Origin of the sequence: Paenibacillus sp. FSL P4-0113, assembly GCF_038009305.1 — a bacterium.
GTDB classification, from domain to species: Bacteria; Bacillota; Bacilli; order Paenibacillales; family Paenibacillaceae; genus Paenibacillus; species Paenibacillus polymyxa_D.
In genome coordinates, this window is the sequence record NZ_JBBPAZ010000001.1 from 4,876,707 (window position 1) to 4,897,054 (window position 20,348).

The 20,348-nt window shown below is 47.3% G+C and carries 19 protein-coding genes; 13 read left to right on the top strand and 6 right to left on the bottom strand.

Going from position 1 to position 20,348, the window contains the following annotated elements; genetic code table 11:
- The first annotated feature begins 94 nt into the window (after positions 1-94).
- A complete protein-coding gene (locus MKX46_RS21225; RefSeq protein WP_152526687.1) occupies positions 95-364 on the top strand; it encodes an aspartyl-phosphate phosphatase Spo0E family protein in 270 nt (89 codons plus the stop codon).
- 445 nt (positions 365-809) lie between these two features.
- Complete coding sequence (locus tag MKX46_RS21230) at positions 810-1,274, top strand: copper amine oxidase N-terminal domain-containing protein (protein ID WP_341071759.1); 465 nt, start codon at positions 810-812, stop codon at positions 1,272-1,274.
- A 202-nt stretch (positions 1,275-1,476) separates the two neighbouring features.
- On the opposite strand, the gene MKX46_RS21235 is transcribed toward MKX46_RS21230, so the two are convergent.
- Positions 1,477-2,703: an acyltransferase gene (locus tag MKX46_RS21235; RefSeq protein ID WP_165144524.1), complete on the bottom strand. Its 1,227-nt coding sequence runs from the start codon at positions 2,701-2,703 to the stop codon at positions 1,477-1,479.
- Between the two features lie 218 nt (positions 2,704-2,921).
- Between MKX46_RS21235 and MKX46_RS21240 the strand changes: the two genes are divergently transcribed.
- The 4 genes from MKX46_RS21240 to hcp all read left to right on the top strand — a co-directional run bounded on the left by MKX46_RS21240 (position 2,922) and on the right by hcp (position 8,653).
- Complete coding sequence (locus MKX46_RS21240) at positions 2,922-3,929, top strand: substrate-binding domain-containing protein (RefSeq protein WP_341071760.1); 1,008 nt, start codon at positions 2,922-2,924, stop codon at positions 3,927-3,929.
- Positions 3,910-5,964: a cache domain-containing sensor histidine kinase gene (locus MKX46_RS21245; RefSeq protein WP_341071761.1), complete on the top strand. Its 2,055-nt coding sequence runs from the start codon at positions 3,910-3,912 to the stop codon at positions 5,962-5,964. Before MKX46_RS21240 ends, MKX46_RS21245 begins: the two co-directional genes overlap by 20 nt.
- Positions 5,915-7,216 carry a response regulator gene (locus MKX46_RS21250; RefSeq protein WP_341071762.1) on the top strand — a complete coding sequence of 434 codons (1,302 nt, stop codon included), beginning with the start codon at positions 5,915-5,917 and terminating at the stop codon, positions 7,214-7,216. The genes MKX46_RS21245 and MKX46_RS21250 overlap by 50 nt, the downstream gene beginning before the upstream one ends.
- A 144-nt stretch (positions 7,217-7,360) precedes the next feature.
- On the top strand, positions 7,361-8,653 hold the full coding sequence (gene hcp, locus MKX46_RS21255; protein WP_028543172.1) for a hydroxylamine reductase: 1,293 nt from the start codon (positions 7,361-7,363) through the stop codon (positions 8,651-8,653).
- A 42-nt stretch (positions 8,654-8,695) separates the two neighbouring features.
- Here the strand turns inward: hcp and MKX46_RS21260 are convergent, their stop codons facing one another.
- Positions 8,696-9,043 carry a helix-turn-helix domain-containing protein gene (locus tag MKX46_RS21260; RefSeq protein ID WP_029516129.1) on the bottom strand — a complete coding sequence of 116 codons (348 nt, stop codon included), beginning with the start codon at positions 9,041-9,043 and terminating at the stop codon, positions 8,696-8,698.
- 353 nt (positions 9,044-9,396) lie between these two features.
- Between MKX46_RS21260 and MKX46_RS21265 the strand changes: the two genes are divergently transcribed.
- The 5 genes from MKX46_RS21265 to mmsB all read left to right on the top strand — a co-directional run bounded on the left by MKX46_RS21265 (position 9,397) and on the right by mmsB (position 14,570).
- The gene (locus MKX46_RS21265) at positions 9,397-9,936 is read left to right on the top strand and encodes a hypothetical protein (RefSeq protein WP_318627016.1); all 540 of its coding nucleotides are present in this window, start codon (positions 9,397-9,399) and stop codon (positions 9,934-9,936) included.
- 76 nt (positions 9,937-10,012) lie between these two features.
- A complete protein-coding gene (locus MKX46_RS21270; protein WP_340933875.1) occupies positions 10,013-10,345 on the top strand; it encodes a nucleoside triphosphate pyrophosphohydrolase in 333 nt (110 codons plus the stop codon).
- 409 nt (positions 10,346-10,754) lie between these two features.
- Positions 10,755-11,840 carry a multiple monosaccharide ABC transporter substrate-binding protein gene (gene chvE, locus MKX46_RS21275; RefSeq protein WP_029516132.1) on the top strand — a complete coding sequence of 362 codons (1,086 nt, stop codon included), beginning with the start codon at positions 10,755-10,757 and terminating at the stop codon, positions 11,838-11,840.
- A 32-nt stretch (positions 11,841-11,872) separates the two neighbouring features.
- Positions 11,873-13,423 (top strand): multiple monosaccharide ABC transporter ATP-binding protein, encoded by a 1,551-nt coding sequence (gene mmsA / locus MKX46_RS21280; RefSeq protein WP_029516133.1) that lies wholly within the window; start codon positions 11,873-11,875, stop codon positions 13,421-13,423.
- A complete protein-coding gene (mmsB, locus tag MKX46_RS21285) occupies positions 13,407-14,570 on the top strand; it encodes a multiple monosaccharide ABC transporter permease (protein ID WP_341071763.1) in 1,164 nt (387 codons plus the stop codon). Before mmsA ends, mmsB begins: the two co-directional genes overlap by 17 nt.
- A gap of 105 nt (positions 14,571-14,675) precedes the next feature.
- On the opposite strand, the gene MKX46_RS21290 is transcribed toward mmsB, so the two are convergent.
- Positions 14,676-15,575, bottom strand: coding sequence for an SDR family oxidoreductase (locus tag MKX46_RS21290; protein WP_029516135.1), 900 nt, complete (start codon positions 15,573-15,575; stop codon positions 14,676-14,678).
- Positions 15,576-15,651: 76 nt separating this feature from the next.
- Complete coding sequence (locus MKX46_RS21295; RefSeq protein WP_029516136.1) at positions 15,652-16,404, bottom strand: MBL fold metallo-hydrolase; 753 nt, start codon at positions 16,402-16,404, stop codon at positions 15,652-15,654.
- Positions 16,405-16,566: 162 nt separating this feature from the next.
- On the opposite strand from MKX46_RS21295, the gene MKX46_RS21300 reads away from it, so the two are divergent.
- Positions 16,567-16,992 (top strand): Lrp/AsnC family transcriptional regulator, encoded by a 426-nt coding sequence (locus MKX46_RS21300; RefSeq protein WP_039269466.1) that lies wholly within the window; start codon positions 16,567-16,569, stop codon positions 16,990-16,992.
- Between the two features lie 248 nt (positions 16,993-17,240).
- Here MKX46_RS21300 and MKX46_RS21305 read toward each other — a convergent pair whose 3' ends face one another.
- Positions 17,241-17,717, bottom strand: coding sequence for a GNAT family N-acetyltransferase (locus MKX46_RS21305; protein ID WP_029516138.1), 477 nt, complete (start codon positions 17,715-17,717; stop codon positions 17,241-17,243).
- Positions 17,718-17,850: 133 nt separating this feature from the next.
- On the opposite strand from MKX46_RS21305, the gene MKX46_RS21310 reads away from it, so the two are divergent.
- Positions 17,851-18,777: an EcsC family protein gene (locus MKX46_RS21310; RefSeq protein ID WP_029516139.1), complete on the top strand. Its 927-nt coding sequence runs from the start codon at positions 17,851-17,853 to the stop codon at positions 18,775-18,777.
- Positions 18,778-18,827: 50 nt separating this feature from the next.
- On the opposite strand, the gene MKX46_RS21315 is transcribed toward MKX46_RS21310, so the two are convergent.
- A complete protein-coding gene (locus tag MKX46_RS21315; protein WP_029516140.1) occupies positions 18,828-20,096 on the bottom strand; it encodes an MFS transporter in 1,269 nt (422 codons plus the stop codon).
- Positions 20,097-20,348: the final 252 nt, after the last annotated feature.

Here is a 20,348-nt window from a genome sequence, read left to right on the forward strand (position 1 = left end):
TTTTTGTATTATTTTGTAATTTTTTGATTCAAAAAAGGTTCTTAAGTAGTTGGACATCCCTCCTTAAAATAAGATTCAATAGGAGGTATGCAGGATGAACAGGGATAAAACGGAAACGTTAATTCAACAAATGGAACACGCCAGACAACACTTGCATGATCTTTACGCAGAGCATGGCTTCGGACATGCTTGTGTACTTGAACAGTCTATGCTTTTGGATGAACTGATTAATCAGTACAACCGTATGTATCAGACCAGAAAGCAGCCTCACCATGTTTTGGATCAGATCATTAACAACGACGATGTTATGTTCAGTCCATCCTCCCCTTTCTCTTTATGCAAAACTGTGACTTCTCCCACGTAATGTTTATTATTATTCTATATAATGACTTATTTTAAAATAAAATACATATTCATGTCATAAAATGTTAATCAGTTTGGGGAGCCACATACTCTGCATTCACAATAGTAGTCAGTCTGATTCGGTTGAATAAGTTTGGTGGAGGCGCAACTAAAAATTGTGCTGGCAAATCGGATGAACCTACATTAACTATTAGAGAGCAAATTAACTATTCTATAATATCTATGTAGTCAAACTTAATGGTTTGGGTACGACGGGTAGTTCCATTAAAAGAGTAACTGCTATAGCTATGAATAATGCTGGAACCAAGTACCCCGAAAATGTTACCAATTTGAGTGATGATGTTTGGAATCATGGTGGACGAATTGATTATGTCAAGGATTCAAATCATGTAGAGAAGTATACTTTTTACAAACAATGAATTCGATTAGAAAAGGATTGATGCGTTATGTTAAGAAAGGCAGTTAACACATTACTTTTTTCCTTAATCTTCTTTTTGATAGTAGATCAGGCCAATGCAGCTCTTCCTAAATACTTGTATAATCTTGTGATTAAAGTCAACAATGTTGAGGTTACATCCGATGCTAATCCTTATATTGAAAGAGCGACGAATACTACTTATGTTCCCATTAGATTTGTATCAGAAAATCTGGGGGAGACTGTAAACTGGAACAGAGAAAAGAAAGAGGTTACAATCCGTTCGGAAGATGGTAAGACAGTGCGTTTGACAATTGGAAGCAAAGTTGCTTATGTGAACGAACAGCAGAAAATACTGCCTAGCGCTCCTGTAATGCCGGTATCTCCTAACCGTGTTATGGTGCCACTCAGATTTGTTTCCGAAGTTATGGGTGCTACTGTAGACAGTAGTAAGAAAGATGAGACTCTGTACGTAAATATCACCAAGGCTAATTAATCATTCCGTCTTAATATTGAAGTTGCTAGATAAGATGTTTCTAGTCGAGGACTCAATAATACTAAATGGTAAACGCATTAGTAATCCTGGTTGTATAAAAGCTTTAGATAATATGATAATTGTTTTTAATTTAGCTTAGAGCAGGACATTCCCGGAATGAATCGGGAGTGTCCTTTTCTAGTGCTGTAACAACCCTTTTCCATTAGCCAAGCTCCTGCGTGCTTTTGGAAGCACGTTTGGAGGAAAGGAACTGGAAACGAAACGAATGCCAGTTCAACCGCTGTCTGCCTTTGGAGCCAACAATCCAGTTGCCGCCGGGCAGATGGGCAAAGAGCCAGCTGATGCCCAGAGAAACACTTGCCACGACGACAAACGTAATGAGCGTAGCTGTAAAATGATGATCACCCAGTGCAAGCGGGCGGGTGTAGTAGGATATGAAGGACAGCACGAGCGCATGGGCCAGATATCCTCCGAAGGAATAGCGTCCGATCCAGTTCAGCATACGGCGAAACGGCTCGGATCGCGTATCTTTTTGCAAATGAAGCAGCAGTCCATACAACAAAAGCAACTGCGAGACAATCAGCACGAAGGTGCTTGGTTTCAAATAAGTAGAAATATTGAGATTGATCGTATCACCCGACTGGATCAGCATTGTGTGACCCATAAGCATGAATAGACCAATAAAGACAAATACATTCCACGGTAACGTCTGTTGGGCCAATCCCCGCCAGGTGTCCGTCATATAGGCGCACACTGCGCCCAGCATAAAATAGAAAAAATACATAACAAAGTTATAAGTGCGGTAATCTAACAGAGTCTGCCAAAAGGACGGCAACCCAGTGCTCCATGCAGACATGTCATAGTAGGACCATTGTAACAACAAAGCGTAAGCCGCAGCGGCAATCAGCATAACAGCCAAAACAAGCTGTTTGCGTCTTTTCGTGCTGTAACGGCGTAGAAACGCTTGAACCTGCCCGGCTGCTTTTGAAAATAAAGGAAACAAAATATAAAACTGAAAGATCATCACTACAAACCATAGATGATATCCGCTGACGGGGATGATCATTTCCTCGAACATACCTTTGTAAAAATAAATATTTCCCCACTGCGCCGTTGACCAGTTTTGAGTACATACCCAATAAATAACCGTCCAGCAGAGGAAAGGAACATAAATATCTCGAAACCGCCTGCCAATATAGCGAGGGTAGCCAATCGGTTTGTTACCATTATAAAAAAGCAGCGCCGCAGACAGGAAAACGAACGTCGGTGTGCCAAAACGTGTCAAATGATACAGCATCGCGAGCATAACGGAATCTGGCTGTTGGATGTCGCTGCGATAAATATATTCGCCAATGCAATGCTGAAGCACGACAGCGAGGTAGGCAAGGCCCCGTAGTTCTGTCCACTCCGCGATACGCGGCTTGCTCATCCATATCACTCCTTTTTCTCAAGATACGCACATGGTTTTCCTAGCACAATTGTAGGTATTGTAACGTAGAAACATTAGTGCAGGATTAACGCCACCTGAAAGTAAGAAGAGTGAAGTAGTTCCAATTTAATATGATTGCGTTTACAATCTAAGTGAAACCAGAATAAATTAAAGTGAATTTATAACTTAAGGATACACCCAGGAAGAGGAGAGGAAGGATGAAAAAAACGCTGCTGGTATATATGCTGTTGATTGCGGCCTTTGCTCTCTATGTGTTCAGGTATGAACAAACTGGCCCGTTGAATGGCACTTGGGAGGATAAGGGGCTACGAGGCAGCATCGGAGAAACCTATATGATGATTACCTTCCAGTCTGGCTTGGAGTATTGGAAAAGCGGGCTCAAGGGTTTCGAGGATGCAGGAGATGCTTTGGGAGTGACTGTGGAGTATCGGGGAGCTACCCGTTATGATGCGCAGGAGCAGACGACCGTTATTGAGCAGGCGATTGCTCGTAAGCCCGCAGGGATTGCCATATCAGCGATTGATCCTCACTCTCTGATTCCGGTAATTAATAAGGCGCTGGATGCGGGCATTCCTGTGGTACTGTTTGATGCCGAAGCGCCGGGGAGTCGGGCGTATTCTTTTTTGGGCACGGATAATTATAAGGCGGGCGTGACCGCTGCGGATAAAATGGCAGAGCTGTTGGGACGAGAAGGTCAAGTCGCTGTTTTGACGCTACCCGGTCAGCAAAATCATGAGGAACGCTCGCGTGGCTTTCGCGACACCATTAGGCGGCAGTATCCTGCCATGAAGGTGGTGGAAGTGGCAGATGGCCGCGCAGACGCGATGGTCTCCCGGGATGAGTCGCAAAGGCTGATGAGAGCTTATCCGAAACTGGCGGGCATTTTTGTGACCGATGCAACGGGAGGAACAGGTGTGGGTGAAGCGGTACTGAGTCAAAAAAACAGCCATCCGCTGAAAATTATTTCTTTTGATACGAATAAAGCGACACTGGATATGATTCGTGGTGGGACGATCTCGGCAACGATTGCCCAGGGAACATGGAATATGGGCTATTGGTCGCTTCAATATCTGTTCCATCTGCATCATCATTTAACAATTCCTGCACCTTCTTCCTCTGGAGACAACACTCCGCTGCCCGTGCGGGTAGATACTGGGATTTCCGTGGTCACCCGGGCGAATGTAGATGATTATTATGCGAAATAAATTTTGGGAGCGTATCCAATTAGGGGTGCGCCAAACGATGCCTCGATTACGCTTGCGCAATATGCCTTTACGCTATCAGCTCATGCTGCTGTTCCTGTTGTTTGGCATTGTACCTTCGCTGGGATTAGGTCTGCTGGTCAATTGGACGGTGGAACGGATTATTGAGCGGCAGGTGGAAGACCATACGATGCAGTTGATTGGCAAGGTAAATGAAGCACTGGACACCAAAATGGAAAATTTGCAAAACATGACGTATCTGATTGCTTTTAACCCCGATATCGGGGAGTTCTGGAAAGGGCGGACGCTGGCTGACGGCCACGCGGGTCATACGAATGTAATAACACCGGAAAACCAGGGGGAGCAGACTCAGAACTCGGTGTACAATCAGGCTCTCAGCTCCAAGCAGGCATTAAGTTCTGTACAGGAGCAGGATACACTGTATAAAATGAAGCAATTTTTGCAGGGCTATACTACGTTATATCCTGAAATTGCAGGGATTCTGATCGTGAACGAAAAAGGCGACTATATCAGCAACGAAATGTATGCTCGAAGCATGCGTAGCCTGACGGAAGAAGACTGGTACCAACAGGCGGCGCAGCATGCAGGCATATTCACTGTGCTAGGACAGCCGAGCCACCGTAATGTGACCACTCATGTCCGGTACAAGGACAGTGAAATTGTCTCCGTCGTTCGTTCGGTTACGGATTCGGAAACCGGACGCGTGCTAGGCGTGATAATGATTGACCTCAAGCTACGGGCTGTGTCGCAGGCCGCCAGAGATGTAACCTTGGGCAAAAGCGGGTATTTAATGGTGACAGATGCTGAGGGACGCAGCGTGTACAGGCCGGATATGCCTTTGATTGAGCGCATTCCGCCGCAATGGTTCGGGGCAGGTGACAGCGGGATGTTCACCCGTGAAGCTGGGGGCAGGGAATTGCTGTTCATGTTCAGGGCTTCCGAATTCACGGGCTGGAGAACAGTGGGGGTATTCCCGGCACGCGAATCTACACTGGAAGTGCGACAAATTCAGTTCTATGTCGTCTGTTTTGTTTTCATTGTATGTCTATTTGGCTTAACGGCATCCTTGCGATTGTCGAGTTCCATTGCGCAGCCAATTTTCCGGCTGATGTCCTATATGCGGACAGCAGAGACAGGGGATCTTACAGTTCGCCAATGGAGTGACCGTGGGGATGAAGTTGGAATGCTGGGGCGGAGCTTTAACCGGATGCTGGAGCAAATTCGCCGTCTCATGTCACTTAGCGAACTGAGGGAACGGCAAAAACGGGATGCCGAGCTGCGCAGCCTTCAGGAGCATATTAAGCCCCATTTTCTATACAATACGCTAGATACGATTCATTGGATGGCCCGAAGAAATGGAGCAGACGACGTATCTGACATGGTAGGAGCGCTATCGAGATTGTTCCGTCTCGGGCTGAGCAAGGGAGATGACTTTATTCCGCTGCGCTCCGAGATTGAGCATATATCGAGCTATATGCAAATCCAGCAAACCCGCTATCGTGACCGACTTCGCTGGGAATTGAATGTACCCGACGAGCTAAAGGATCTGTTCGTGTTGAAGTTAATGCTTCAGCCTGTAGTGGAAAATGCGATTTATCACGGCATCAAGGCCAGACGAGGCCCAGGCACGATTTGGATAGAAGCTAAAGCTGAGGGCGACAAGCTGCTGCTGACGGTACGTGACGATGGCGCAGGGATGACGGCAGACCGTCTGCGTGAACTGCGTGACTGGCTGGAAATACCGCTGGAGGCGATGGAAGGACAGCAGAAGCAAAGTGGGGCTAGTACAAATGGTAGAAGCTACGGCATGCTGAATGTACAAGCGCGTATCCGGCTGTCTTTTGGTGAGGAATATGGAATTGTACTGGATAGTAAAGAAGGAGCAGGCACCTGCGTGACGATCATTCATCCGCTGCTGCTGGATATGGCGCAACTGAAGAAGCCGCATGAAAAAGGAGAGGGTCAGGATGACGAAATCAAAGGGCAGAGACAACTCAACGACGGTGAGTCTGATTGACCAGGCCATAACGGAAGTGATAACAGGGACAGCACAGCGTTACCAAGTATTGATTGCAGATGATGAGCCGATCATCCGAGAGGGGATACGGGATTGCATAGACTGGGCGGCTCTGGGCATGGAGGTTGCAGCAGAGGCGGAGGACGGTGAAGAAGCGCTGGAGCTGGTGAATCAGCTTAGCATCGACATCATGCTGGTCGATATGAATATGCCGTTCATGGATGGCATTGAACTGATTCGGCGGCTGCGGGAAGAGCGTCCGGAATGCCGTTGTCTGATCATTTCCGGGCATGATGAATTTGCTTATGCGCAGGAGGCTGTCCGACTTGGCGTAGAGGATTATATTTTGAAGCCGGTAAATGCTGAGCAGCTTCACACTGCGCTGTCACGGCTCGCTCAGCGGCTCGAGGAAGAGCGTAAGCGTGCCGCCTATGTAGAACAAGCTGCCGGGCAGATTGAGCGGAATATTCCGTTGTTGCGCCAGCGGTTTTGCCTGGAATGGCTGGAAGGGCAACATACGGGCATAGACGTCATGGAGCAGTTGGCGTTTTTACGGCTTCCATCGCGGCCGCCTGCTCAGATCGGTGTCGTACGGTGGCCAGCGGCAGAGGCCCGGCAGACGATTATGCGCGAGAATGACCGCCAGTTGTTTCTTTTTGCCGCTGAGAATATTATTGGCGAACTGCTGGAGGACCGACCGCATGTGTTGTTCCGCGATGCGAACGGGCTGATCGGCATATGCCTGTGGCAGGAGGCACCCGAGACGATTGGCGCTTCCATAGAGCAGGCGATTGGACGCTACCTGAATATAGCGGTTCATACGCATGTGGAATCCAACGCGGGTGGGCTGGAAGGCGCAATGGATGCGTACCGGATGTGTCGGGATCGGGTGTATGGCGAATCGCAGCTGTCTCCCATCGTACGCCGTGCTCGGCAGCTTATTCAGGAAGGCTACGCAGACCGGGAGCTGACGCTGGAAGCCCTTGCCTCGCGGCTACAAGTATCCGCCGTATATCTCAGCCGTGTGCTGAAAAAGGAGCTCAACGACAGCTTCGTGACCCTCGTCACGCGTGCCCGTATCCGTAAAGCGGTGCAACTGCTGGATTCCACGACGTTGTCTATCTATGATATAGCAGAACGTACGGGATACGACAGTCAGCACTATTTTAGCACCGCTTTTAAAAAGACCATGGGCGTGTCTCCTGTGCAGTACCGTAAAGGTGGGGGAATCCAGGAAAATTCGTTGGAATAGGAATAATTGGAGTGAGGAATTGTCCTACACTGCCTTATTATGATAAATGCTAAAAAATGTGTGTGTAATCACACCTACGCATTCAGGGGTTTGTTACGCTGGGGATAACGAACAAATATCTATCAATATTTGGAGGAAAACGATATGTTTTGTTATCAGTGTGAACAGACGCCGAGTGGCGGGTGTAAAGTAGTTGGGGTGTGCGGGAAAGATGAGACGATAGCGAGCTTGCAGGATACGATGATTTTTGCATTAAAAGGGATTGCTGCCTATGCGACACATGCTCGCCAGTTGGGCTATACCGATCCTGAGGTAGATCGCATCACGCATGAAGCGTTATATATGACCTTAACCAATTCTAACTTTAATGTACAAGAGCATTTGGAAATGGCGATGAAGGTCGGAAATGCGGCTGTACGGATCATGGATGTGCTGGATCGTGCGCATACGGATCGTTTTGGCATTCCGCAGCCGATTACGGTCAGCCAAAATAAAATCGAAGGCCAATGCATCGTCGTGACCGGACATAATCTGTATGCGCTGGAGGAATTGCTGCGGCAGACAGAGGGCAAGGGCATTAATATCTATACTCACTCGGAAATGCTGCCTGCTCACGGTTATCCGGCATTGAAGAAATATGCACATCTCAAAGGGAATATCGGTAAAGCCTGGTACGATCAGCGTAGACTGTTCGAAGAGTTCCCGGGCGCAATTCTGGCTACGACGAACTGTGTTATGCCGATTAAAGGCACGTATGCAGACCGCTTCTTCTCTTATGAAGTAGCCGGGCTGGAGGGAGTAGCCAAGATCATGGACGACGACTTTTCACCATTGATCGAGCGCGCGTTGGCTCTGCCAGCCGCAGATGTAGATTCAGAGCAGGTGCTTACAACGGGATATCATCATGAGACAGTTATCGGGCTGGCTCCTGAGATTATTCAGGCCGTTAAAGACGGACATATCCGCCGTTTCTTCGTGATCGCAGGCTGCGACGCACCAGGCAAAGGCGGCAACTATTATCGCGAGCTGGCTACATCCTTGCCGAACGATACGGTCATTCTGACCACATCCTGTGGTAAATTCCGCTTCAATGACGTGGATTATGGAACCGTTGGAGATACAGGAATTCCGCGTTATATTGATTTGGGGCAATGCAACAATTCGGGTTCTACTGTGAAAATCGCTCTGGCATTAGCGGATGCATTCGGTTGTACGGTGAACGAGCTGCCTGTCAGCATTGTGTTGTCCTGGTTTGAGCAAAAAGCCGTTGCCATCCTGCTGGGCTTGTTCAGCCTTGGCATCCAGGATATTCGCATTGGGCCGAAGCCGCCTGAGTTTATTTCTTCTGGCGTGCTGGATGTACTAGTGGAGATGTTTGGCTTGAAGCTAATTACGACCGCAGAGGAAGATATGAAAGCGATGTTGGCATTGTCGTAAGAGATTGGTGGGGAACTGCAAAGCGCAGTTCCTTTTTTTGTTTCATCGTTCATCGATTCTTATAAAGATGTCCGTAAGAATCTTTAATGCCAGTTCAGTATCTTTGGATTCACGAGTTCTTAGGAGAGTTAAAATGGTTTTTATACTTGAATGTTCTTCGGTAAGCTCATCATTGTCCTTCACATATGTAAGCAACTGATAGACGCCCACGTTCAATGCCTTCGCTATTTTCTCCAGATTTTTCAAAGATATATTTCTCTCCGCTCGCTCAATAAATCCAATATAACTCGAATTGAATCCTGCTTTTTCGGCTAAAGCTTCTTGGGAAAGCCCTTTAGACTTTCGAATATCTCGAATACGTGTACCGACTAATTCCAAAAGTTCTGACATGAATACACCTCTCTATAGTAAGGGTTCTACAAAATCGATTTCAATCGCTCCAAAGTGCAATATATAGACGAACTAGATCATCACGACCTATATATTATTATTGGAAGTCGCTTGTTGGATTTTGCAAAATCCTCTAGTTAGAAGTGTAGAGAAAGAGTTACATCTAATTAATAAGTGTTAGTAAGTAAATTGAATTAAAAACTACTATATAGTAATATTTATTAGGAAGCTTGTCCGGTAGCTAGAAAATTATACATCTTGATGGTTACATATTTGTGCTACGTTGCTCACATTTGTTTCAGGATTTTGCAAAACCCTTATTTATGAAATTTTAATTCAGGAGTTGATTCCCCATGAAACATTACTCCTTAAGTCCCCAACTACATAATGGTTCTGATTTCAAATTGCCTAAGTACAGCGACACCTACATATTCAATTGCATGATGGATTTTCAAAAGCTTGCCGAATACCAGATCAAGCTTGCACAGATGATGCGCGACCATCATCAGTTTCAAAACTGCCTCATTCTTTGTGATCGAGCGATGTTTTCTATGGCTAAGGCCATGTATGTTCATCGAAACCAAATCATTCCATCGTACATTCGATCCATGACTGACCTATTCCCTTTAATTCACACAGATGCTGAGCCCAATTTAGATATGGTGCTGTTTATCGGTACGGTACATTATCTGGTTTCGGGAGAGGATGAAGCATCCGAGGAGACGATGAGACAGGAGGAAGTAGACAAGTTGCTTTATAAAACGGACTCTATTCTAGAGTCTCTGTCACAGCGGATCGTAGCTGATCCGTCTAAGCGGTATCCATCGATTTATAAAGAAAGTCCGTTCAATGAATCGGTAGATCTTTTATCAATAATACCCGGTTCTTTCTGAGCTAATGATATAATGACGAAAAGGAAGATGTTGGATGATGGCTAACACCTCCACATCAGAAAGGGTGTTATTTCATATGCCTACATACAACAAACTGGTGCGGGATCGGATTCCGCACCTCATTATGTCTCAGGGCAAGGAATGTCGGACACGCATTTTGGACCCTGAGGAATATAAGCAGGAACTGCGAACGAAGCTTCGTGAAGAAGCCGGGGAATATTTTGAAGCGGACAAAGATCAGGAAGCGCTGGAAGAACTGGCGGATATGCTGGAAGTCATCCGGGCGCTGGCAGAAGTACATGGGACGAATGCGGCAGAGCTGGACAAGCTGCGGGCAGACAAAGCCGAGGCACGGGGTGGCTTTCAGGAGCGGGTGTTTTTAATTGATGTAGATGAAGATAAAAGTTAACTAAATATTTCAAGGATAGCACATTCAAAAGGGGAGCTTGATAATTGGAGCTACCTTTTTTGTCTCTTTTTAAGCACCTAGTATAGCGAAAAATTTACAAAGTGGAAGTTATTTTAATTTATTTACAAGCCATATGATTATTTAGTCAACGAGTTTCATTTTATCTTCTCCAACTTCTAACTCCCCCCATCACAAAGGTTAAAATTTTATAAAAAAAGTTCAAAACCAGCAAAGACCTTTCCCGGCCTGGAATGATACCATGTGTTTGCACATAAAAAAAGGAGAGGCACTCATTGCCTCACTTATGTAAGCGCTATCTCATCTCAACTCTAATTAGCACTAACCTGAGGATTTGCAAAATCCTTACCTTCAAATTGACCCGCATCACATGAGGAAAGGGGAACTTCATATGAAAAAAGGAGCTGTTGTCGTATGGCTTCTGGTTTTGGCCCTGATGCTTTCGGCCTGCAATCTGGCGGAGAGTGGAACGGGCAGCAAGGAAAAAGGCTATGTGGGCATTTCCATGCCGACCAAATCGTCCGAGCGTTGGGTAGGGGACGGAGAAAATATGGTCCGGTTGTTTCAGGAGCAAGGCTATAAAACGGATTTACAGTACGCCGAGGACGTGGTGGAAAACCAAATCTCCCAAATCGAAAATATGATCACCAAGGGCGTCAATGTTATGGTGATCGCTTCGGTCGACGGAAACACGCTTACGGATGTGATTCAGAAGGCACACGACCGAGGCATTCAGGTCATTTCTTACGACCGCCTGATTCGCAACACACCGTATCTGACGTATTATGCGACCTTCGATAACTTTAAGGTGGGCGTGCTACAGGCAGCATATATTGAGAAAAAGTTGGGACTCAAGGAAGGCAAAGGTCCTTTCAATATCGAGCTGTTCGGTGGTTCACCGGATGATAATAACGCTTATTTCTTCTTTAATGGTGCGATGTCCGTACTGAAACCGTACGTGGATTCCGGCAAACTGGTCGTGCGCAGCAAGCAGATGACGATGGCGCAGATTGCTACACTGCGGTGGGACGGAGCATTGGCGCAGTCGCGGATGGATAATTTGCTGAGTGCCTACTATTCGGGGGCCAATCTGGACGCAGTACTATCCCCTTATGACGGAATCAGTATCGGTATCATTTCATCCCTGAAAGGGGTCGGATACGGAACAGCGAACAAGCCCCTGCCGATCATTACAGGACAGGATGCGGAGCTGGCTTCCATTAAGTCGATTGTGGCTGGAGAGCAGACGCAAACTGTATTTAAGGATACTCGCAAGCTGGCTGAGCAAACGGTCGTGATGGCCAATAGCATTTTACAAGGCAAGCAAGCGGAAGTGAATGACGTCAAATCCTATAACAACGGTAAAAAGGTCATTCCTGCCTACTTGCTTGATCCGATCTCGGTAGATCGGACGAATGTGGAGAAGGATATTGTCGGCAGTCACTATTACACCAAAGAGCAAATTGGACTGAAATAAGAGTAGGAATCCAACCGAAAGGAGCGTATCCCATGACTGGAATCATTTTGGAAATGAAGGGAATTACCAAAACCTTTCCCGGCGTGAAGGCATTGGAAAATGTAAATCTCAAGGTCAAGGAAGGCGAAATCCATTCCCTGTGCGGTGAGAACGGTGCGGGCAAATCGACGCTGATGAAGGTACTCAGCGGTGTATATCCGCATGGAACCTATGAAGGGGATATTGTTTTCCAGGGCAAAACGTGTGAGTTCAAGGATATCAAGCAGAGCGAGGAACTAGGCATTGTCATTATCCATCAGGAGCTGGCGCTGATCCCGTACCTCTCGATTGCGGAAAATATTTATCTGGGCAACGAACGCGCCAGCGGCGGCGTGATTGATTGGAAAGAGACTTTTGTAGGGACACGCGATCTGCTGTCCAAGGTCGGTTTGAGTGAGAATCCTAATACATTAGTTACGAACATCGGGGTCGGGAAGCAACAACTGGTCGAAATTGCGAAAGCGCTCTCTAAAAAGGTAAAGTTGCTTATTCTCGATGAACCGACAGCGGCGTTGAATGAGGATGATAGTGAAAATCTGCTTAATTTGATGCTGGAATTTAAAAGACAGGGCATTTCCTGCATTCTCATCTCCCACAAGCTGAATGAGGTCGCAAAGGTGTCGGATTCAATTACGATTTTGCGGGACGGGAAGACGATTGAGACACTGGATATGAAAAAGGATGAGGTCACGGAGGATCGGATCATTAGCGGGATGGTTGGACGTGATCTGACCAGCCGTTATCCAGAGCGTCATGCCGAGATTGGCAAAGTCGTTCTGGAAGTGAAGGATTGGACGGTGTATCACGAGCATCATGCAGACCGCAAGGTGCTGGATCAGGTGAATTTGAACATCCGTCGCGGTGAAATTGTCGGTATTGCCGGGCTGATGGGAGCGGGACGGACCGAGCTGGCGATGAGCGTGTTTGGCAAGTCATACGGACGCAACATTTCCGGTCAGCTGATTAAAGACGGCAAGCCGATCCAGAACAACACGGTTACAGACGCGATCAACAACGGCTTTGCCTATGTGACAGAGGATCGCAAGGAGTATGGCCTCATTTTGATGGATGATATCAAGCGTAATATTTCGCTGACTGGCCTGAACAAGCTGACGAAGGGTGCTGTCGTCAATGAGCAGGAGGAAGTCGTTGTTGCAGAGGAAATGAAAAAAAGCATGAACATAAAAGCACCGAGCATTTTACAGAAAACGGGTAATCTGAGTGGCGGCAATCAGCAGAAGGTGGTGCTGAGCAAATGGATTTTCGCCGGGCCGGATATTCTGATTCTGGATGAGCCGACACGCGGCATTGATGTGGGTGCCAAATATGAAATTTATACGATTATTCATCGACTTGCCGCTGAAGGCAAGGGAGTGCTGGTCATTTCGTCCGAGCTGCCAGAGGTACTAGGTTTGTGTGACCGGATTTATGTCATGAATGCTGGGCGGATCACTGGAGAGGTTAGCCGTGAGGACGCGTCGCAGGAAACGTTGATGAGATATATGACCAAGTCAGGAGGCGTGAAGCATGGAAACCATAACTAAACTATTTAAAAATAACATCCGCCAATATGGCATGATGATTGCGCTGGTCGTCATTATGATTTTGTTCGAGGTGCTGACGGGCGGCCTGCTGTTGAAGCCGATTAATATTACCAATCTGATTCTGCAAAACAGCTATATTCTCGTGCTGGCCATCGGGATGGTGCTGGTCATCATCACTGGACATATTGACCTGTCCGTCGGCTCCATAGCCGCTTTTGTCGGTGCGGTTGCCGCCATAATGATGGTCGATTGTCAGCTTCCAGCATGGATCGCTGTGATTGCATCTTTGCTGGTCGGAGCGTTAATCGGCGCTTGGCAAGGGTTCTGGGTCGCTTATGTACGGATTCCGGCATTTATCGTTACATTGGCAGGAATGCTGCTCTTCCGTGGATTGACCATGATCGTGCTGGAAGGTCAATCGATCTCTCCATTTCCGGGGGGCTTCCAGAAAATCAGTTCAGGCTTCCTGCCGGATTTTTCATCTACCGGTTATAACCTGGTATCCATCATTGTCGGCATTGCACTCACGGTATGGTTTATCGTGAACGAACTTCGCGAACGTCGTTCTCAGCTTAAATATGGATTCGAGGTTCCGTCACAAGCTTTATTTGTACTCAAGCTGATTGTGGTAGCTGCGGTCATCAATCTGTTCACCTTCATGCTCGCGAGCTACGCGGGGATACCTAACATTCTCGTGCTGCTGTTCATACTGATCGTTGTGTACTCCTTCGTCATGAACCGCACGATTATGGGACGTCATGTGTATGCGTTGGGTGGAAATGAAAAGGCAGCGGGTCTGTCCGGTGTCAAAACGAAAAAAGTAACGTTCTGGGTATTCGTCAATATGGGTGTGCTGGCGGCCATTTCCGGTCTGATCTTTGCTGCACGTCTGAACGCGGCTACGCCGAGAGCGGGTACGAACTTCGAGCTAGATGCCATCGCAGCCTGCTTTATCGGTGGAGCTTCCGCATCCGGCGGGATCGGAACCGTTTTTGGAGCCATTATCGGTGGTTTGGTCATGGGCGTACTGAATAACGGTATGTCTCTGATCGGTCTGGGTATTGACTGGCAGCAAGGAATCAAGGGCTTGGTGCTGCTGCTGGCGGTTGCCTTCGATATTTACAACAAAAACAAAAGATCTGCTTAAGCTCAGATTCGGTATCGTAAAACAAGAAAACCTCCAGTTCCACTAGAAATGTGGATGCTGGAGGTTTTCTTGCTTGTTGGGTCTTGTGGCTATCAGCCAACGAAACTAAGTGGTGACCATTTGGCCGCCGTTTATATGCAGCGTTTGGCCTGTAATGTAGGAACCGTCATCCGAAGCCAGCAGCACATAGGCAGGAGCCAATTCATAAGGCTGCCCGGCACGCTTCATTGGTGTATTGCTGCCGAAGGTGCGAATGACTTCAGGCGACTGTGTGGCCGGATTCAGCGGAGTCCAGATCGGACCGGGAGCAATCGCATTCACGCGAATACCCTGGTCGACCAGATTATTAGCCAAAGCGCGGGTGAAGCTGACGATAGCTCCTTTGGTAGCTGAATAATCGATCATATTCTTTTGACCCACATAGGCTGTCACCGATGCCGTATTGACGATGCTGGCCCCAGCCCGCATATACGGCAATGCTTCTGTAGTCATATGGAAGAAGGAAATAATATTCGTATCAAACGTATCACGAAGCTGCTGCTCACTGATATCCAGATACGATTCGCGCACAAACTGAATACCTAGGTTGTTAATCAGGATGTCAATACGACCAAAGGTTTCCATCGTTTGTTGAACAACCAGACAGCAGTTGCTTTTTAGCCTTAGATCCCCCGGAATTAACAAACAACGTCGGCCAAGCCTGTGAATGACATCACGGGTTTCCATAGCATCTCGATGCTCATCGAGATAGGCAATGACCACATCGGCCCCTTCCTTGGCAAATGCCACTGCAACCGCGCGACCAATACCACTGTCCCCACCGCTAATAATAGCCACCCGATCCTGAAGCTTTCCAGTGCCGATATACTTTGGATTATCATAAATAGGGCGTGGAACCATTAGGTATTCCAACCCCGGCTGTCTATATTGATGCTGGGGAGGAAAAGTAATCGGAACTTCTTTACATTGGGTTTCTGTGCCGTAATAAGGATATTGCCAATTCATCGATAATCCCTTCTTTATACGTTTTGAAATCCAATATATTCAAAATAGGCGCAAACGGTGACTCAGGACGATTGCCTTACTCCGAAACCGTCGCTCCATCTGCTGGAATGTGGATGCGCCCCTTTAAACCTTCACGGTTGATATGTTCCGTAAGCTCTGAGCGAGTTAGTAGACAATGGTTGATTGCTTCCATGTGGACAGCCACGATTTGTGTATAAGGGGCATGTTGTGCTACCGTCGTTACATCCTGGGCATTCATAATAATGGGATCACCTACCGTAAACCGTGCTCCTCCAGCGTTCACAATTGTCCAGTCAGGACGATATTTATCCAGTGTTTCCGCGACTTCACTGCACCAGATCGTATCCCCGGCCAAATAGACGACAGGTTCACCTGGTGCCTGAAAAACAAAGCCGGATACGGGTCCCATCTGCTCCCCGATTTCTCCGGTGCCGTGATGCCCGGTTGTACGGATAATCTCAATTTCTCCCACAGAACCAGCCAACGGAATCGGGGTAACCTGTGTAAAACCATCAGCAGTGATTTGTTCTTCATTTCCGGGCTGGCAGAAGACAGGAATTTGTTTGTCCAACCAGCGTACTGCTGCCGGGTCCCAATGATCGGGATGTAAATGTGTGACGATGACAACGTCAGGCTGTCCGAGTGCCTGCCATTGTGGCGGCAAGGGAACCAGTGGATTACGGCGGGCATTTTCCGTATTGGGGACCGGCGGATTTGCGCCAGCATCGCTCAACATCGGATCGATCAGAAATTTTACTCCAGCGTATTCCAGCCATAAGGTTGCGTTGCGGATTAGTGTGATTTTCATATATGGAAGCTCCTTTTGGTAGTGAATGTTTTTGGACCGAGTGTATTTTCGGTGGTTCTTTGTTTCTGTTACAATCATATCTGACGCAAGGAACTACAGGCTACGGCCTGCTGAAAGGAAAACTAGCATTCTCGTTTCATCATGAAAGGAAAAATAATAACTATGGAACTATTCGTACCCGATGACACCGATCTGCGCATTCTTCATCATTTAATTGAAGACAGCTCTTTATCGCACAAGGAGATCGGCCAGCTTGTTCATTTGACAGGTCAAGCCGTAGGGGCGCGTGTTCGAAAAATGCAGGATGCGGGCATTATCGAAGGCTATACGCTGCGCTGGAACCCTGAAAAAATTGGACAGACGATTCATGCCTTTATTACGGTTTTTTTGAATTCAGGAACGACTCACAGTGCTTTCCAGGCTTTTGCACGGGAGCATCCCTATATTGTTGAAATCCATCGGGTGAGTGGGGAGGGCTGTTATTGGATGCGGGTGCGCATGTCCTCACAGACAGAGTTAAATACCATGCTGGATGAACTTACGAAGTTTGGTAATTACAAATTGAGTTTTTCCATTGGTGAGATTTAACGATAAAAGCTTTTGGCGTTGGTGCCGAAAGCCTTTTTATTTGGCGAGGGCTATCGAGGTCAACTTATAGTGTGTGTTCAAAAAGTCGGCTTTTCAGGACCGAGAAGGTTGGATGAAGCTAGGGACTGAGTAGCGGAGCATAGACAGATCTACGTGAGCAACGGAAGGCCCGGCTGAATTCAAGATTCGACGTCGAATCCGCTTCTTGAATAGCTTCGTTATGGAAAGACGACTTTTTGAACAACCTCTTATAGGCTCATTTTAAAAATATGCTGCAAGCCGTGTTGTCCCAATTTAGTGTCACCTTCATCTATAAAGCCGCATTTGCGATACAGACTTTGGGCAGACAGATTACGGGCATTGACGCCCAGTACAATCTCGCGAATATGTGGGAAGTGTCTGGCGATGAACTGTGGTAGTAGAAGCAGCCCTTTTTTGGCGAATCCTTGTCCCTGATCTGCGTAATGAATAGAGAACGCGCGTAGCAGCAGTGCCTCAGAAGTATTCGTATAGTCCGCTAATTCATCCCCATTGTATAAAATGAAAAATCCAACGGGTCTTCTAGTAGCCGTAATCACGACAGGATGGCGGTGCGGATCTTCCTTGGCCAGTATGAGCATTTCATCCGGCATTCCAGTAAACTGCTTCTGCTCCTCAGGTAAGTAGAAGGTATGTAAAATGGCATCATGCCCACAATGGTAAGGGACAAGCTCTACATTATTCATCATTACACTCCGATCTGTATGGATTTTTAACTTTCTTTATCATCTAGTTTGCTAAAAAAAGAAACCTGAACTCGCCTTGCTTACGTATTACCCATACATAAACTAGCATAGTCAAAAGGAGACGTCTACGCTTATGAAGCAGCTTACAGAATATCGGGAAAGCCAGGACGTATTGCGTCATGAGTTGAAGAATATTGAAAAATGGGAGAAGGAACAGAAGGACATTTTTTTCTGGGAAAAAATCGGCAGATGGCCTTTTATGTTGCTGGATCGGCTGACGCCCAAAATCATTAAAGACAAGCTGGAGCAACTCCTTAACGAGTTGGGTAGCTTCATTCAGAACGGCGGCAAATATTTGGTGAAGGAAGAAACGGTTCTGAACAGGCTGAAAAAGACGGCCCATGAACATGTCATTCAGCAAAATGGTGCAGATTCCGCTTCGGATACGCAGGACCTGCCTCGTGCCGGGGAAAACGTTGATTCAGAACATAGTGTCGAACCTATGTGGGAGTTGAAGCAGGCGGCTGAGCTCCCGCTAACCATCATGGATCGGACTGCCGACGATATGACATCGGCTCGCATTACCTTTGCCACCGCTCAGGGAGCAACAACGGGGATTGGTGGTGTGTTTACGATTGCGGCGGATATTCCTCTTTTGCTCGGCTTGTCGCTCAAAGTGCTTCAGGAAATAGCCTTGTGCTATGGCTTTAATCCCCATGATAAGCAGGAACGCATTTTTATTATTAAATGTATGCAATTTGCTTCATCCGATATTGTGGGGAAGAAGGCCGTATTAGAGGAGCTGGCTTTGTTCGATGATCCTTCACGTCAGGCACAGGTTTTTTCCCAGATGCAGGGATGGAGAGAGGTCATTAACACCTATCGTGATCAGTTTGGATGGAAAAAGCTGCTTCAAATGGTCCCGATTGCGGGCATTTTGTTCGGGTCTATCGCGAATCGAAGTGCTATTAGTGATGTAGCTGAAGCAGGGAAAATGCTGTATCGGAAGCGTCGGATTGTGATGCGTTTGGCAGAAGTAGAGAGTGAGGAATCACGTTAGTTGGCTATAAAGGTGTGCAGCGGCCAGGATGGCCGCCACACGTTAGCCTGTTACACTTCGGCTCCATTTTCTTCCGCCCAGCGGTTCAGAGTTTTATCTGTAGGAAGCAGGAAGGTTAAGATGCCGAGCAGTGGCAAAAAGCCGCACAGGAACATGATGTGGGTGATGCCTACTTTGTCGATCCAGTTGCCGAGTACGAGCGCGCCTACACCGCCAAGGCCAAAAGCCAGACCTGTAATGAGACCGGACACGGTCCCGATTTTACCAGGCACGAGCATCTGCGCATATACGACTGTGACCGAAAAGCTAGATAGCATAATAAATCCGATAATCGCCAGCAGGATTGCCGTCCAGAATTGGTTAGCATAAGGTAGTGCCAGTGCGAGTGGTGCAGCTAATACCATGGACAGAAAAATCATATTGCGTTTACCAAAACGGTCCGCGAGCGGACCGCCAAAGAAGGTGCCCAGCGCTCCAGCTCCGAGGAACAGGAAAATGTAAAGCTGTGCATCAGCCAATGGCATTTTAAATACTTCCATCAGGTAAAACGAATAGTAGCTTCCGACCGAGGTCGAGTACCACGAACGGACGAATACCAGTAGAATGAGGACAATCATGGCAAACATAACGCGGTTACGCACTTCGGGCTTCATGCGGCGTGCCACCGCTTTTTTGCGTGCAATGCCTTCTGTACGTAGGACGTTACCGTACCAGCGTGCGATGAACGATTGCACCACAATTCCCGCTGCCGCAATACCTGTGAACCAGATCGCACCAAATTGTCCCAACGGGATAAAAATCCAGCTCGTGAGCATCGGCGCCAGCGATTGGCCCGCATTACCGCCAACTTGAAAAATGGATTGTGCCAATCCCCGACGCGGCCCGGCCGCCATATGGGATACGCGCGAGCCTTCAGGGTGAAAGGCAGCCGAGCCCAGACCCACAAAGATGACTGCGATCAGCACCGCTTTATAATCGGCAGCATAGGCGAGCAACAGCATGCCAGTCAGCGTAAAGCCCATGCCGATGGGAAGGATAGCGGGCGTAGGCCGTTTGTCTGAAAACAAGCCAATCACAGGCTGCATGATCGAAGCTGTAAAATTGATCGCGAATGAAATCCAGCCGATCTGCGTGTAGTTCAGGCTCATAGATTCCTTTAAGATCGGAAAGATCGCTGGAATGACCGATTGAATCGAGTCATTGAACAGATGGACGAAACTGATCGCAATCAGAATCGCAAAAACGGTGCCTTTCACTTGCGGCCCTGGGAGGGGGAGCGATTGGCCCGTTTCATTTTTTGTAGCGGATTTACTAGTCATGGCAACCTCCGAATATGTATGTATATTTTAAGATATAGGAAGCGATCCGTTTGCAGCAAATGGCTGAAAGTGGGATGAAGGCCACCTTTACTCATTACTGCTTGCCCATCCTGCTGGATACTCTTCATTGCTCCATTTAGTTAGAATTTCTAAAATGGCATATCGAAATTCAAACATTTACCATCCTCAAAACCGATATATATGTGAGTATTTTGTATCAATCCCAAAAAGGCTTTCAAATCAGTAATATAG